This window comes from Streptomyces sp. NPDC006711 (genome assembly GCF_042869775.1).
Lineage (GTDB): Bacteria > Actinomycetota > Actinomycetes > Streptomycetales > Streptomycetaceae > Streptomyces.
Genome location: NZ_JBIAGO010000019.1, coordinates 34,558 through 49,056 on the forward strand (window position 1 = coordinate 34,558; position 14,499 = coordinate 49,056).

At 71.8% G+C, this 14,499-nt stretch carries 14 protein-coding genes; 6 read left to right on the plus strand and 8 right to left on the minus strand.

The features are described from left to right. Window positions 1-29 precede the first annotated feature (29 nt). On the minus strand, window positions 30-1,835 hold the full coding sequence (locus ACFYM2_RS29050) for an ABC-F family ATP-binding cassette domain-containing protein (RefSeq protein WP_388840331.1): 1,806 nt from the start codon (window positions 1,833-1,835) through the stop codon (window positions 30-32). 249 nt (window positions 1,836-2,084) lie between these two features. On the opposite strand from ACFYM2_RS29050, the gene ACFYM2_RS29055 reads away from it, so the two are divergent. Further along, a complete protein-coding gene (locus ACFYM2_RS29055; RefSeq protein WP_388461463.1) occupies window positions 2,085-2,975 on the plus strand; it encodes a helix-turn-helix domain-containing protein in 891 nt (296 codons plus the stop codon). Then, on the plus strand, window positions 2,972-3,274 hold the full coding sequence (locus ACFYM2_RS29060; RefSeq protein WP_388840334.1) for a DUF397 domain-containing protein: 303 nt from the start codon (window positions 2,972-2,974) through the stop codon (window positions 3,272-3,274). Before ACFYM2_RS29055 ends, ACFYM2_RS29060 begins: the two co-directional genes overlap by 4 nt. 87 nt (window positions 3,275-3,361) lie before the next feature. On the opposite strand, the gene ACFYM2_RS29065 is transcribed toward ACFYM2_RS29060, so the two are convergent. From ACFYM2_RS29065 to ACFYM2_RS29080, 4 genes are all read right to left on the minus strand, one after another. Next, complete coding sequence (locus ACFYM2_RS29065; protein ID WP_388840337.1) at window positions 3,362-3,535, minus strand: hypothetical protein; 174 nt, start codon at window positions 3,533-3,535, stop codon at window positions 3,362-3,364. A 50-nt stretch (window positions 3,536-3,585) separates the two neighbouring features. After that, window positions 3,586-4,530, minus strand: a complete 945-nt coding sequence (locus ACFYM2_RS29070; RefSeq protein ID WP_388840340.1) for a 4-(cytidine 5'-diphospho)-2-C-methyl-D-erythritol kinase — start codon at window positions 4,528-4,530, stop codon at window positions 3,586-3,588. A gap of 92 nt (window positions 4,531-4,622) precedes the next feature. Beyond that, window positions 4,623-5,486 (minus strand): 16S rRNA (adenine(1518)-N(6)/adenine(1519)-N(6))-dimethyltransferase RsmA, encoded by an 864-nt coding sequence (rsmA, locus tag ACFYM2_RS29075; protein WP_359008217.1) that lies wholly within the window; start codon window positions 5,484-5,486, stop codon window positions 4,623-4,625. Then, entirely contained in the window at window positions 5,483-6,865 is a 1,383-nt protein-coding gene (locus tag ACFYM2_RS29080) for a ubiquitin-like domain-containing protein (protein ID WP_388461455.1), read from the minus strand. The genes rsmA and ACFYM2_RS29080 overlap by 4 nt, the downstream gene beginning before the upstream one ends. 46 nt (window positions 6,866-6,911) lie before the next feature. Here ACFYM2_RS29080 and ACFYM2_RS29085 point away from each other — a divergent pair, with 46 nt between their 5' ends. Beyond that, entirely contained in the window at window positions 6,912-7,169 is a 258-nt protein-coding gene (locus ACFYM2_RS29085) for a hypothetical protein (RefSeq protein WP_388461453.1), read from the plus strand. 157 nt (window positions 7,170-7,326) lie between these two features. Here ACFYM2_RS29085 and ACFYM2_RS29090 read toward each other — a convergent pair whose 3' ends face one another. The 3 genes from ACFYM2_RS29090 to rsmI all read right to left on the minus strand — a co-directional run bounded on the left by ACFYM2_RS29090 (window position 7,327) and on the right by rsmI (window position 9,779). Next, the gene (locus tag ACFYM2_RS29090; protein ID WP_359008215.1) at window positions 7,327-8,199 is read right to left on the minus strand and encodes a TatD family hydrolase; all 873 of its coding nucleotides are present in this window, start codon (window positions 8,197-8,199) and stop codon (window positions 7,327-7,329) included. An 88-nt stretch (window positions 8,200-8,287) separates the two neighbouring features. Continuing rightward, window positions 8,288-8,701, minus strand: a complete 414-nt coding sequence (locus ACFYM2_RS29095; protein WP_359008213.1) for a hypothetical protein — start codon at window positions 8,699-8,701, stop codon at window positions 8,288-8,290. 190 nt (window positions 8,702-8,891) lie between these two features. Next, the gene (rsmI, locus tag ACFYM2_RS29100; protein WP_359008211.1) at window positions 8,892-9,779 is read right to left on the minus strand and encodes a 16S rRNA (cytidine(1402)-2'-O)-methyltransferase; all 888 of its coding nucleotides are present in this window, start codon (window positions 9,777-9,779) and stop codon (window positions 8,892-8,894) included. A 98-nt stretch (window positions 9,780-9,877) separates the two neighbouring features. Here rsmI and ACFYM2_RS29105 point away from each other — a divergent pair, with 98 nt between their 5' ends. The 3 genes from ACFYM2_RS29105 (at window position 9,878) to ACFYM2_RS29115 (ending at window position 14,455) form a co-directional block, all read left to right on the plus strand. Continuing rightward, window positions 9,878-11,695, plus strand: coding sequence for a dolichyl-phosphate-mannose--protein mannosyltransferase (locus ACFYM2_RS29105; RefSeq protein ID WP_388840343.1), 1,818 nt, complete (start codon window positions 9,878-9,880; stop codon window positions 11,693-11,695). 134 nt (window positions 11,696-11,829) lie between these two features. Continuing rightward, entirely contained in the window at window positions 11,830-13,455 is a 1,626-nt protein-coding gene (locus ACFYM2_RS29110; protein ID WP_388840346.1) for a penicillin-binding transpeptidase domain-containing protein, read from the plus strand. Between the two features lie 154 nt (window positions 13,456-13,609). After that, window positions 13,610-14,455, plus strand: a complete 846-nt coding sequence (locus tag ACFYM2_RS29115) for an EamA family transporter (protein ID WP_388840349.1) — start codon at window positions 13,610-13,612, stop codon at window positions 14,453-14,455. The last annotated feature ends 44 nt before the right edge of the window (window positions 14,456-14,499 follow it).

The following is a 14,499-nucleotide window of genomic DNA, read 5'->3' on the forward strand; positions in this document are numbered from 1 at the left end:
TCCGTACGGGCAGGTGGCCCGGGCCTGACTCAGGCCTCTTCGGCGAGTTCGAGCCAGCGCATCTCCAACTCGTCCCGCTCGGTGATCAGTTCGCGCAGCTCCGCGTCCAGCTTCGCCACCTTCCCGAAGTCCGTGGCGTTATCGGCGATTTGCGCATGCAGACTTGTCTCGCGCTCGTTGATCTTGTTGAGCTGCCGCTCCACCTTCTGGAGCTCCTTCTTCGCGGCGCGCGCGTCCTGCGCGGAGACGGCGGGCGCGGCCTTGGCGGTGGGGGCCGCGACCGGCGCGGGCGCCTCCTCGATCATCCGCCGCCTGCGCTCCAGGTACTCGTCGATGCCGCGCGGCAGCATCCGCAGCGTGGCGTCGCCGAGCAGCGCCCACACGTGGTCGGTGGTGCGCTCGATGAAGAACCGGTCGTGGGAGATGACGACCATGGAGCCGGGCCAGCCGTCGAGGAGGTCTTCGAGCTGGGTCAGCGTCTCGATGTCGAGGTCGTTGGTGGGCTCGTCGAGGAAGAGGACGTTGGGCTCGTCCATGAGCAGGCGAAGCAGCTGGAGCCGCCGCCGCTCACCACCCGACAGGTCACCGACCGGCGTCCACTGCTTCTCCTTGGCGAAGCCGAACTGCTCACAGAGCTGACCCGCCGTCATCTCGCGGCCCTTGCCGAGGTCCACCCGGTCGCGGATCTGCTGGACGGCCTCCAACACCCGCAGCGCGGGCGGGAGTTCGGCCACGTCCTGGGAGAGGTAGGCGAGCCTGACGGTCTTGCCGACGACGACCTTGCCCGCTACGGGCTGCGCCTCGCCCCCGGTGTTCCACGCCTCGGTGAGCGCGCGAAGGAGCGATGTCTTGCCCGCGCCGTTCACCCCGACCAGGCCGATGCGGTCGCCGGGGCCGAGCTGCCAGGTGAGGTGCTTGAGCAGCAGCTTCTCACCGGCCTGTACGGTCACGTCCTCCAGGTCGAAGACGGTCTTGCCGAGCCGGGCGTTGGCGAACTTCATCAGCTCGCTGGTGTCGCGCGGCGGCGGCACGTCGGCGATCAGCTCGTTGGCGGCCTCGATGCGGTAGCGCGGCTTGGAGGTGCGCGCCGGGGCGCCCCGGCGCAGCCAGGCCAGCTCCTTGCGCATGAGGTTCTGCCGCTTGACTTCCTCGGTGGCGGCGATGCGCTCGCGCTCGGCGCGGGCGAAGACGTAGTCGGAGTAGCCGCCCTCGTACTCGAAGACCGAGCCGCGCTGCACGTCCCACATGCGGGTGCAGACCTGGTCGAGGAACCAGCGGTCGTGGGTGACGCAGACGAGGGCCGAGCGGCGCGCCTGGAGGTGGCGGGCCAGCCAGCTGATGCCCTCGACGTCGAGGTGGTTGGTGGGCTCGTCGAGCACGATCAGGTCGGGCTCGCCGATGAGCAGCTTGGCCAGCGCGATACGGCGCCGCTCGCCACCGGAGAGCGGCGCGATGACGGTGTCCAGGCCCTGCGCGAACCCCGGCAGGCCGAGCCCGCCGAACAGGCCCGTCAGCACGTCGCGGATCTTGGCGTTGCCGGCCCACTCGTGGTCGGCGAGGTCGCCGATGACCTCGTGCCGGATGGTGGCCTGCGGGTCGAGCGAGTCGTGCTGGGTGAGCACGCCGAGCCGCAGACCGCCCACGTGTGTGACGCGCCCGGTGTCCGGCTCCTCCAGCTGCGCGAGCATCCGGATCAGGGTGGTCTTGCCGTCGCCGTTGCGTCCGACGACCCCGATCCGGTCCCCTTCGGAGACGCCGAGGGAAATGCCGTCGAGCAGGGCACGGGTTCCGTACACCTTGCTGACTGCCTCGACATTGACCAGGTTGACGGCCATTTCACTCCTGAGCGTGGGGATGGATCGTCATCCAGGGTAGTCGCCGCGGGGCGCCCGGACGGCGCGCGGTGAATGATCAAGGCCCGGGCCGCGGCAATGGTCCCCAACCCGGCCTCCGAGCCGCGTCAGCGCGCCCTCGCGTCCGTACGCTGAGCGAGCGTACGGACACGGAGGGTGGACGGTACGGTCGCGAGCGGTCACCCTGGGTGAGTTGAGCGGGGAGATCACCTCACCGGAAGGTGGCGGCACATGACCGACGACGGCGAGCGGGCCGGGGGCGGCGCGGGCAGTACGGGTACGGGGGCGGGTTCGGGCCCGCCTTCGGGTTCGGGCGAGCCCGTGCCGTCCGACAGCCTGAAGACGTTCGGGGCGTTCGTACAGGGCCTGCGCGAACACGCGGGCCTCACACGCGAGGCCTTCGCGAAGCTGGTCCGCTTCTCCAAACACACGGTGGAATCGGTGGAGTTGGGCCGCCGCATGCCGGACGAGGAGTTCGTGGAACGAGCGGAGGCTGCGCTTGGCAATACGGGTGCGCTTCGGCGGGCGTATGAGCATTTGACCCGGCAGCCGGGACTTGCGGCGTGGTTTCGGGAGTGGGCGCGCCTGGAACGCCTCGCGGTCGGCCTGGACACCTACGAGTGCCGGTTGGTGCCGGGCTTGTTGCAGTCGGAGGCCTACGCGCGGGTTGCCTTCGGCAACGCGCTTCCCCCCTTGACCGACGGGGAGTTGGAGGCGAAGGTGGCGGCACGGATGGAGCGTCAGAGGCTCTTGCGCGACCGACCCCACTCGTCGTACAGCTTCGTCGTCGAGGAGCACGCCTTCCGTCGCGGGCTAGGAGGACCACAAGTCGCCCGGGAACTGCTGGACCGTGTGCTGGCGGCCATCGAGCAACGCAACGTGGTGTTGCAAATCATGCCCCTGGAGTCCCCGGAGCACTCTGGCCTCGCGGGTCCGCTGCGATTGCTGGAGCTGCCTGACGGCCGCCGACACGCCTACTCCGAAGGCCAGTTGAATGGGCGACTCATCTCGACTCCGAAAGAGGTGGCGTTGCTTTACCGCGTGTATGCGACACTGCGCTCGCAGGCCCTCACCCCTGCCAAGTCACAGGTCCTGCTGGAGCGAATCCGAGGAGCCATATGAGCACCAGTGAACTCGCCTGGTTCAAGAGCAGCTACAGCAGCCCGCAGGGCGACGACTGCGTCGAAGTCGCCCTCGCCTGGCAGAAGTCCAGTTACAGCAGCGCCCAGGGCGACAACTGCGTAGAGGTGGCCCTGGGCTGGCGCACGTCCAGCCACAGCGGCACCGAGGGCGACAGCTGCGTAGAGGTCGCCGTCTGCCCGGCCGCCGTGCACGTACGGGACTCCAAGGACCGGCACGGCCCCACCCTCGCCCTCTCCAGCGAAGCGTGGACCGCGTTCGTCGCGGAGCACCGGGGCTGAGGTCCGGCAGAGTCGAACAGGACACGGCCGGGTCACCCTTCGTGGTGACGCCGTCGAGCGGGAGTGGCCCCGGCCGCCGCAGGACGGCTACACCGTGGAGGACCTGTTCACGCTGCCCCAACTCCCTTCCCGTACCGAGTTGATCGACGCGAGCCTGGTCTTCGCGAGCCCGCAGAGCGTGTTCCACGCCGACGTCGTCGACCTCTTGCTCGACGGCGTCCGGCGTGACCGGCCCGGCGCGTTCATGGGCACCCGGAACATGACCGTCGTCCTTGACGACCGCAACGGCCTCGCACCCGAGAGCTCTGACCTCAGGCCGGCAGGACCGTCGCGCCCGGGGCCGGGGACGACGCCACCCTTGCCGTGCGGCACGTGCCGGAGGTGGTCAGGGCGGACGCGACCGCGTGGGCCGCGTCGGCGTCGGCGCACAGGAACGCCGTGGTCGGGCCCGAGCCCGAGACCAGCGCGGCCAGGGCGCCCGCAGCCGTGCCCGCCGCGAGGGTGTCCGCGAGGGAGGGGCGCAGGGACAGGGCGGCGGCCTGGAGGTCGTTGGTGAGGGCGCCGGCAAGGGCCTTCGCGTCACCGGTACGGAGTGCTTCGAGCAGCGCGAGTGAGGCCTCGGGGGCGGGGGCGTTGGGGGTGAGGCGGTCGAACTCGCGGTAGACGGCCGGGGTGGAGAGGCCGCCGTCGGCCACGGCGAAGACCCAGTGGAAGGTGCCGCCGACATCGAGGGGAGCCAGTCGCTCACCGCGTCCGGTGCCGAGCGCGGCGCCGCCGACGAGGCTGAAGGGGACGTCGCTGCCCAACTCGGCGCAGATGTCGAGGAGTTCGGCGCGGGTGGCGTTCGTACCCCACAGCGCGTCGCAGGCGAGGAGCGCGCCCGCGCCGTCCGCGCTGCCGCCGGCCATGCCGCCCGCGACGGGGATGTCCTTGTCGATGTGGATGTGCACGTCGGGTGTGACACCGTGCCGCGCGGCGAGGAGCTCGGCGGCGCGGGCGGCGAGGTTGGTCCGGTCGAGGGGGACCTGGGCGGCGTCCGGGCCCGCGCAGGTGACGCGGAGGGTGTCGGCGGCGGTCACGGTGACGGTGTCGTGGAGCCCGACCGCGAGGAAGACATTGGCCAGATCGTGAAACCCGTCGGCCCGGGCGGGTCCCACACCGAGCTGGACATTGACCTTGGCGGGGACACGGACGCTGACGGTGCGGGGGGTACCGGGGTTCACGGGACGGACTCCTTCGGGTGCGGGCGGGCCCATTTTCCCCCACCCCGGCCCTCGCCGAGACCCGACGGAGGCCGGCCCCCTGAGCACAGTCCGCCCCGCGAGGTCGCCAGCTGAGCGGGCCCGGGCTACCCCGGGTGGTTTTCGGCGATGGCGGCGAATTCTTCTACCGTCAGCGCCTCGCCCCGGGCCTGGGGGGAGATGCCGGCCGCCACCAGTGCCGCCTCCGCCGCCGCGGGGGAGCCGGCCCAGCCCGACAGGGCCGCCCGCAGGGTCTTGCGGCGTTGGGCGAAGGCCGCGTCCACGACTGCGAAGACTTCGGACTTCGTGGCGGTCGTCGCGACCGGCGTCGCGCGGCGCACCAGGGAGACCAGGCCCGAGTCCACGTTCGGCGCGGGCCAGAACACGTTGCGTCCGATCGACCCGGCGCGCTTGACGTCCGCGTACCAGTTGGCCTTGACCGAGGGCACCCCGTACACCTTGTTGCCCGGCTTCGCCGCGAGGCGGTCGGCGACCTCCGCCTGGACCATGACCAGGGTGCGCTCGATGCTCGGGAAGCGGTCCAGCATGTGGAGCAGGACCGGCACCGCCACGTTGTACGGGAGGTTCGCCACCAGCGCGGTGGGGGGCGGGCCCGGGAGCTCCTTGACCTGCATCGCGTCGGAGTGGACCAGGGAGAAGCGGTCGGCCCGCGCGGGCATGCGGGCCGCGATCGTCGCGGGGAGCGCTGCCGCCAGTACGTCGTCGATTTCCACGGCCACGACGCGGTCCGCCGCCTCCAGGAGCGCCAGGGTCAGCGAGCCGAGTCCCGGCCCCACCTCCACCGCCACGTCGTCGGGGCGGACCTCGGCGGTCCGCACGATCCGGCGGACCGTGTTGGCGTCGATGACGAAGTTCTGACCGCGCTGCTTGGTGGGGCGTACGCCAAGCGCTGCGGCCAGTTCACGGACGTCGGCGGGGGTAAGGAGTGCGTCGGGCTCAGTGGTGCTCACCGATACAGCCTACGGCCGCAGTGCGGCCACGGGCTCGCCCCCCGTTTCACGAACAGCTTCTTCGCCCGGTACGTCTGCTCGCTCGCCGGCGCCTGCTCGGCCCGCCCGGTGCCGCCGAGCGCGTGCCAGGTGCCCGGGTCGAACTGGTAGAGCCCCCCGTAGGTGCCCGACGGATCGAGCGCGCCCGGGCGGCCGCCGGACTCGCAGTGGGCCAGCGCGCTCCAGTTCAGGTGGTCGGCGCCGCCCACCGACGACGGCAGCGCCTTGGTGCCGATCTTGATCTGCTGGGTGACGGGCGCGCGGACGACCTCCTCCGCGATCTTCTTCGGCCTCTGCTTGACCCCGTTGACCGTCCGCAGCGCGTACGTGACCCGGCGCGCGCCGGGCCTGCCCTGCCGGGACACCACCTGGGTGCCCGCGAAGAGCGTCGCGTCCTTGGACTTCTCGACCCGGAACGGGATGGTCTCCTCGCGTACCTCCTTGGTGCCGCTGATCCGCATCACGGTGACGGTCTGCCCGTCGCGCGGGAAGGAGGCCGGGGGCACCGAGGTGGTGTCCTGGCCCTGGAGCGAGATCCCGGCCTCCGCCAGGGCGTCGGCGACGGTGGCCGCGTTGGTGCGCAGGGTGCGTGCGCGGCCGTCCGCGAGGAAGGTCACCGAGCGTTCGGTGCGTACGTCGAGGGCGAGGCCCGCGCGGCCGATCTGCGAGGAGCGCGACGCCGACAGGTAGGCGCCCTCGGCCCGCACGCCGAGCTGGCGCAGGGCGCCGTCCACGGTGCGGGCGGTCGTCCACACCTGGCGGCGCTGTCCGTCCAGGGTGAGCTGGACGGGGCGGCCGTAGCGCACCACGACCTCGTCGCCCCCGGTGAGTTCGGCGCCGGGGCCGGGCGCCACGATGTCGTGCGCGCCGACCGGCACGTGCTCGTCGGCGAGCAGTTCCTCGACGCTGCCCGCGAAGGTGTGCATGGTGCGCGGGGCGCCGTCGACGGTGAGCCTGACCGCCTTGTCGCTGGCCAGGAACGCCGAGGTGCCGCCCGCGAGGAAGGCCACGATCAGGGCCTGCGGGAGCAGGCGGCGCAGGGTCTCGGGGGGGCCGGCGGATCTACGGCGCCGAGCGGCACGACGAGCCCCGGCCCGCCCGCCCCCGCTTGGGCGGCCCTGGTCCTGGCCCTGGCTCTGGCCCTGGCTCTGGCCCCGGTCCCGGTCCTGGCCCTGGTCCCGGCCCCGGTGCTGGTCCTGGCCCTGGTGCTGGCCCCGGCCCTGATCCTGGCCCTGACTTTGGTGCTGGCCCCGGCCCTGGTCCTGGCCCTGGTGCGAAACCTCGGGCCCGTGAGCCCCGGACCCGTCGCCTCGGGATCCGTCCACTTCGGGTGCGGTCACTTCGGGTGCGGTCACTCCGGACCCGGGTGCCATGGATCCGGGTGCCGTGAATCCCGGCGCCTCCGGTGCACCGTCCACCCCCGACCCCGGCGCCCCGACCGCGCCCAACCCGGCCGCGCCCGACCCGGCGCCCTCCACCCCGAACCCGTCCCACCCGGACCCGCCCCAACCCGACCCGCCCCACCCCGACCCGCGCGGCTCGGGGACCGGGGCGGTCAAGGTCTCGTGGTCGGCGTACGCGGTGGCGTGGGGCGGCGGTGCCGTGACGGTCGCGGCGCGGTGGCCGCCGCGTGCGGCGCGGTGACTGCCCTGCGAATTGCTCACGACGCTCCAGGGTCCGGTCCGATGGTGCGGGCCGGGACACTAGCGGAGCGACGGTGACTCTCCAAAGCGGATCGACTACGGGGTGTCGTCACCTTTACCCGGTATGCCGCCTCAAAGCGGCCGGATTTCGTTATCCCTCAGTAATCAAACGCACGCGCGGTGTTGTCCGCGATCGCCGCGGCCAGCACATCTTCACCGACACCCTTCACGGCCGCCATGGCGCGCACTGTGACCGGAATGAGATACGGCGCATTGGGCCGACCGCGGTAGGGCGCCGGCGTGAGGAACGGCGCGTCCGTCTCCACGAGAACGAGTTCCTGCGGCGCCACCGCGAGGGCGTCCCGCAGCGGTTGCGCGTTTTTGAAGGTCACGTTTCCCGCGAAGGACATGAAGTACCCGGATTCTGCGCAGAGTTGAGCCATTTCCGCGTCGCCGGAATAGCAGTGGAAGACGGTGCGTTCGGGAGCGCCTTCCTCGCGCAGAACGCGCAGCACGTCCGCGTGCGCCTCGCGGTCGTGGATGACGAGCGTCAGGTTGTGCCGCTTGGCGATCTCGATGTGGGCCCGGAAGGACCGCTCCTGGGCGTCCTTGCCCTCCGGCCCGGTGCGGAAGTAGTCGAGGCCGGTCTCGCCGACGGCCTTGACCCAGGGCAGCGCCGCGAGCCGGTCGATCTCGGTCAGCGCCTCGTCCAGGGCGGCATCGCCGCCGGGGCCGCGCGCGTCCTGGCGCGACCAGCCGTCCGGGTCGCCGTGGACGATGCGGGGCGCCTCGTTGGGGTGCAGCGCGACGGCCGCGTGGACGGCGTCGTACGCCTCGGCGGTCTCGGCGGCCCAGCGCGAACCCTTGAGGTCGCAGCCCACCTGGACCACGGTGGTGACGCCGACGGCCGCCGCCTTGCGCAGGGCCTGTTCGACCGTGCCGTCCTGCATGTCGAGGTGGGTGTGGGAATCGGCCACCTCGACGCCCAGGGGCTCGGGCAGCGGGGGCGGGACATCCTTGGCGGCACTCATACGGCCGATCCTACGAAAGGCGCGCGCGCCTTCGCGCGCGCCGCCCGCTCACCCCCGGCGGAGCCTTCGGCTCACCTGCGGTGAAAGCTCACTTGCGGTGGAAGGGGTGGAGCAGGTCCGACAGGTGCCAGTGGTGTTCCGGCTTCACGGCGGCGTGGGCCCCGTCCTGGGGCGGCGCCTCCCCGTCCGGGTGGGCGGCGTTCCCTCCACGGGGGGCGGACGGCTGTCCCGGCGCGGACGCGCGGTGCTGGATCATCCCCTGCTGCGCGGACGACACCCGCCCGGCGCGCATGATGCGCACCACGTGTCCGCCGCAGTTGAGGCAGGTGGGGGCGGACAGCGGGGAAGGCACCCGGTCGCCGTCGGCCTTGTACACGACGAATGCCTGGCCCGAGGCGTCTACGTGGTGCTCTATCTCGTACGCCTGTTCCCAGCCGTATCCACACCTCATGCACGCGAAGGCATACGCCTCGTGTGCCGTGGTCTCAGCGATCTCACTCATGTGCCGGCTCCTCTTGTCCGTGGACAAGCTCTTGCGAGCGCTCTTGCGAGCGGGGGCGAAAGGTCCCCGATCCAGGAGACGCCTTTCGCTGCCAAAACGCATCAGGTGCTGTCGAGAGTTGGTGCGGTCTTGGCCTTTCCTAGGCCTGCGTGCATTTGTTCACCCTGGTGCGCGGCCTGCGTTTTACTTTTTACGATAGTCCTTTACCGTCCACGGGGCTCTGACGTGCCGCGTTCTTTGCCGCCACCACCGCGTCGAAGACCTCGCGCTTGGGTAGACCGGTCTCGGTGGCGACGGCCGCGATGGCCTCCTTGCGCCGCTCCCCCGCCTCTTCGCGCACCTGTACGCGCCGCACGAGCTCGGCCGCGTCCAGATCGGCCGGGCCGGTCTCGGGCGCGCCCTCGACGACGACGGTGATCTCGCCGCGCACCCCCTCCGCGGCCCACGCCGCCAGGTCCTTCAGGGGCCCGCGCTTGACCTCCTCGTACGTCTTGGTCAGCTCCCGGCACACCGCCGCGCGCCGCTCGGCGCCGAACACCTCGGCCATCGCCGCCAGGGTGTCGTCCAGGCGGTGCGGGGCCTCGAAGTAGACCAGGGTGCGCCGCTCGCCCTGCACCTCGCGCAGGCGGCCAAGGCGCTCGCCCGCCTTGCGCGGCAGGAAGCCCTCGAAGCAGAACCGGTCCACGGGGAGCCCGGAGAGGGCGAGCGCGGTCAGCACCGCCGAGGGGCCGGGCACCGCCGTGACCTTGATGTCCTTCTCCACACAGGCCGCGACCAGGCGGTATCCGGGATCGGAGACCGAGGGCATGCCCGCGTCGGTCACGAGTAGCACCCGGGCGCCGCCCTCAAGGGCCTCGACCAGTTCGGGCGTGCGCGCCGACTCGTTGCCCTCGAAGTAGGACACGACCCGGCCCTGGGTGTGCACGCCGAGCGCCTGGGTGAGCCGGCGCAGCCGCCGGGTGTCCTCGGCGGCGACGACGTCGGCCCGCTCCAGTTCGGCGGCGAGCCGGGGCGGGGCGTCCGCGGTGTCGCCGATGGGGGTGCCTGCGAGTACGAGTGTTCCGGTCACACCGACCATCCTCGCAGCCCCGCGCCGCCGCGTCGGCCGGGCCCGCGCTGCCCCGCCGCCGGGCCGGGCCACGGGACTCCCATAGGCGCGTTCCCTACGATGGCGCCGTGACCAGTACTGCGCCACCGACCCTGCCGGGCCACCAAGCCGGGGAAGATCCGCCCTCCTGGCAGCACCGCATGCGCCGGTTCGGCCATGTCGTGCGGCCGAGAACCGGACTGCGCGAGCGTTTGGTGCCGCCGTACGCCGGGCCGTCCAGGCAGCTGTGGCGGGTGCTCGGCATCCCGCCGCTGTGGGCGGCGCGCCTGGTGCGCTGGTCGGCGTGGGCGGGGCCGCTCCTGGTGACGCTGGTCGCGGGGATCATGCGGTTCTGGCACCTGGGCTCCCCGCACGCGGTGATATTCGACGAGACGTACTACGCCAAGGACGCCTGGGCGCTCATCAACCACGGCTACGAAGGTGACTGGCCCAAGGACATCGACAAGTCGATTCTGGCCAACCCGGGTCTCATTCCGGTGCCGACCGCGCCCGGCTATGTGGTGCACCCGCCGGTCGGCAAGTACGTGATCGGCATCGGCGAGAAGATGTTCGGCTTCACGCCGTTCGGCTGGCGCTTCATGGTCGCGGTGCTCGGCACCCTTTCGGTGCTGCTGATCTGCCGCATCGGGCGGCGTCTGTTCCGCTCGACGTTCCTCGGCTGCCTGGCGGGGACGCTGCTCGCGGTGGACGGACTGCACTTCGTGATGAGCCGCACCGCGCTGCTCGACACCGTCCTGATGTTCTTCGTCGTGGCCGCCTTCGGCTGCCTGCTGGTCGACCGCGACCGTACGAGAGCGAGGCTCGCGGCCGCGCTGCCCGAGGACGAGGACGGGCGGCTGCGCCCGGACGCGGAGATCGCCGCGCGCCTGCGCTTCGGGTGGCGGCCGTGGCGGATCGCGGCCGGACTCATGCTGGGCCTGGCCTGCGCCACCAAGTGGAACGGCCTCTACATCCTGGTCTTCTTCTGTGTGATGGCGGTCCTGTGGGACGCGGGCGCGCGGCGCACGGCGGGCGCGGTCAGCCCCTACCGCGCGGTCCTGCGCCGGGACGCGCCCTGGGCGTTCCTGTCCACCGTGCCGGTCGCCGTCGTCACGTACATGGTCACGTGGGCGGGCTGGTTCCTCACCGACAAGGGGTACGGACGGCACTGGGCGGACGGCCGCGCGGGCCTGTCCCCCGACCACATCAAGCTGCCCGTCATCGGCACGGTCAGCCACCTGCCGCAGTTCGACATGAGCTGGGTGCCGGCCTCGCTGCGCAGCTTCTGGCACTACGAGACCGAGGTGTACAGCTTCCACGTCGGCCTCACCGAGGGCCACACCTACCAGTCCAACCCGTGGAGCTGGATGGTCGACGGCCGGCCCGTCTCGTACTACTACGAGAGCCCGAGCCCCGGCACCGGCGGCTGCCCCTCGGGCGCGGGCGCCAAGTGCGCCTCCGAAGTCCTGGCGCTGGGCACCCCGCTCCTGTGGTGGGCCGGCTGCTTCGCGCTCCTGTACGTCCTGTGGCGCTGGATGTTCCGGCGCGACTGGCGGGCCGGCGCGATCGCGTGCGGCATCGGCGCGGGATATCTGCCCTGGTTCCTCTACCAGGAGCGGACGATCTTCTACTTCTACGCGGTCGTGTTCGTGCCGTTCCTGTGTCTGGCGGTGGCGATGATGATCGGGGCGATCATCGGGCCACCGCAAGGGGCGCGCGGCGCGGCCGCTCTCGCGGAGCCGGGGCTCGCCGCCGGAGAGCGGCGCCGTGCCGTGGGGGCGATCGGCGCGGGGGTCCTGGTGCTCCTGATCATCTGGAACTTCATCTACTTCTGGCCGATCTACACCGGTACGCCCATCCCCCTCGACGCCTGGCGCAGCCGGATGTGGCTGGACAGCTGGGTGTGAGGCGTATCGCGTTCCGGTAACCGTTCGGACAACTGCGAGCTCGGCTGTCACCCCTGTCCCGTAGAGTCACCCGCAAGTAACCCCTTGAACACGTTCAGGGGGTTCGGGGGTCTCCTGGGGAGGGGAACTGCGGGATGCGCAGTGGAGCGAAGGTCGCCATCGCGGGCGGAGTGTTCGTCATGGTCGCCGGCGGCGTGGCGTACGGGGGGTACACGCTGGTGAGTGACGACGGGGGGAGCTCGCCCGCCAAGAACCGTACGCAGGGGGCGCCGGCCCGCACCGGGCCGCTCGGCGCGGACGAGATCAAGCAGACGTCCACCGCCTTCCTCCAGGCGTGGGCCAAGGGCGACGCGGCCGCTGCCGCCGCCCTGACCAACAACCAGGCCGTCGCCGCGACCGCGCTCGGCGGATACCGCGACGACGCCCACATCACCGACGTGACCATCACCGCGGGCGCGCCCACCGGAGCCGTCGTGCCGTACACGGTGAAGGCCCAGGTCTCCTTCGAGGGCAAGACGGCTCCGCTGTCCTACTCCTCCCAACTGACCGTCGTACGCGGCCAGTCCACGTTCAAGCCGCTGGTCGACTGGCAGCCCGCCGTCCTGCACCCGCAGCTGAAGACGGGCGAGCGCCTGGTGACGGGCGGGGCGCAGAACCCCGAGATCGAGGCCGTCGACTACAAGGACCGCCCGCTGACCAAGGAGAAGTACCCCTCGCTCGGCGCGATCCTGGACGGGCTGCGCGAGAAGTACGGCGCGAAGGTGAACGGCACGGCGGGCGTCGAGCTCCAGATCCAGGGCAACGGCACCCCGGCGCGCACGCTGATCACGCTCCAGAAGGGCTCCCCCGGCAAGCTGAGGACGACGCTGGACGCGGATGTGCAGGCCGCGGCCGAGACGGCGGTCAAGCGCTTCGGCGAGTCGTCGGTGGTCGCGGTGAAGCCGAGCACCGGTGAGATACGGGCGGTCGCGGACAACCGCTCCGACAAGTTCCCCGCCTCGCTCCAGGGCCGGGTGGCGCCCGGCTCCACCATGAAGATCGTGACGGCGGCGATGCTGATCGAGAAGGGCAAGGCCGCCGCCGACAAGCCCACCGAATGTCCCTCCAGCGTCATGTGGCAGGGCGTCACCTTCCACAACCTGGACAACTTCTCGCTGGACAACAAGCCGTTCTCGATGAGCTTCGCCAAGTCCTGCAACACCGCCTTCATCAAGCTCGTCGACGACGTGAACGACGACGGGGCGCTGGGCAAGGTCGCCGCCGACTACTTCGGCATCGGCCAGGACTGGAAGGTCGGCGTGCCCTCCTTCGACGGCAGCGTGCCCGCGTCCCAGGGCGCCGAGACGGCGGCCGCCTACATCGGGCAGGGCAAGGTGCAGATGAGCCCGCTCGACATGGCGTCCATCGCGGCGACCGCGCAGTCGGGCCGCTTCCGCCAGCCGGTGATCGTGCCGCAGTCCCTGGACGGCCGCGCCCTGGCCCAGGCGAGCCCGCTGCCCTCCGGCATCGCCTCCCAGCTGCGCCAGATGATGCGCCTCACCGCGACCCAGTCCTACGGAACGGCGACCGTGGCCATGCGGGACGTCGGCGGCGACAAGGGCGCGAAGACCGGCTCCGCCGAGAAGGACGGCCAGAACAAGTCGGACAGCTGGTTCACCGCGTACGCCGGCGACCTCGCGGCCGCGGGCCTCGTGCAGTCCGGCGGCCACGGCGGCGACGCGGCAGGACCCATCGTGGCGCAGGTGCTCAGGGCGGGATGAGGCTCACGGGGCGGGATGAGGCTCGCGCGAGGCCGTCGCCCCGGCCTCGCACCACCCGCCCGTCGGCCCCGGGTCTGTTGGCGCGTACACGCACTACTAGCGTGCGGGGCATGAACGTTGGGGAAAACCTCGCCGATCAGGGCGGGCGGCGCCCGTGACCGTGACCGTCACCTGCGCGGTGCTGCTCGCCGCCGTCACGCACGCCGGGTGGAACGCGCTGGCCCACCATCTCAAGGACCAGTTGCTCTCCTTCACCCTGATCGGGGGCGGCGGCGCACTGATCGGCCTGCTCGCGCTGCCGTTCGTGCCGCTGCCCGCCGCAGGCGCCTGGCCGTACCTGGTGGTGTCGGCGGCGCTGCACGTCGTCTACATGCTGCTGCTCATGCGGTCGTTCACGCTGGGCGACTTCGGCCAGATGTATCCCATCGCGCGCGGCACCGCGCCGCTGGTGGTGACCGTGCTCGCCGCCCTGTTCGTGCACGAGACGCCGAACGCCTGGCAGGCGGCGGGCGTGGCCGTCTCGTGCGCCGGTCTCGTCGGGGTCGCGCTGTGGGGCCTGCGCGGCTCGCGGCCGCACTGGGCCGCCATCCTCGCGGCCCTCGCCACCGGGCTCGCCATCGCCGGATACACCGTCGTCGACGGCGTCGGGGTGCGCGCGTCGGGCTCGTCCTTCGGCTACATCGCCTGCCTGATGATCCTCCAGGGACTCGTGATCCCCGCCTACGCCCGGTACACGCGCGGGCCCGCGCTCGCCGCCCAGCTGCGCCCGTTCGCCGCACGCGGCCTGCTCGGCGCGGCGCTGTCCGTCTGCGCCTACGCCCTCGTGCTGTGGGCGCAGACCAGAGCGCCGCTCGCGCCGGTCGCCGCGCTGCGCGAATCCTCGATCATCGTGGGCGCGGCGATCGGCGCGGTCTTCTTCAAGGAACGCTTCGGCGCCCCGCGCATCGCCGCGGCGGGCCTGCTCGTGGTGGGCATCGGCCTGATGCTGCGGGCGGGTTGACACCCGGCCGCCCACCACTAGGTTGCGCCTCGACGAAGGGGGCG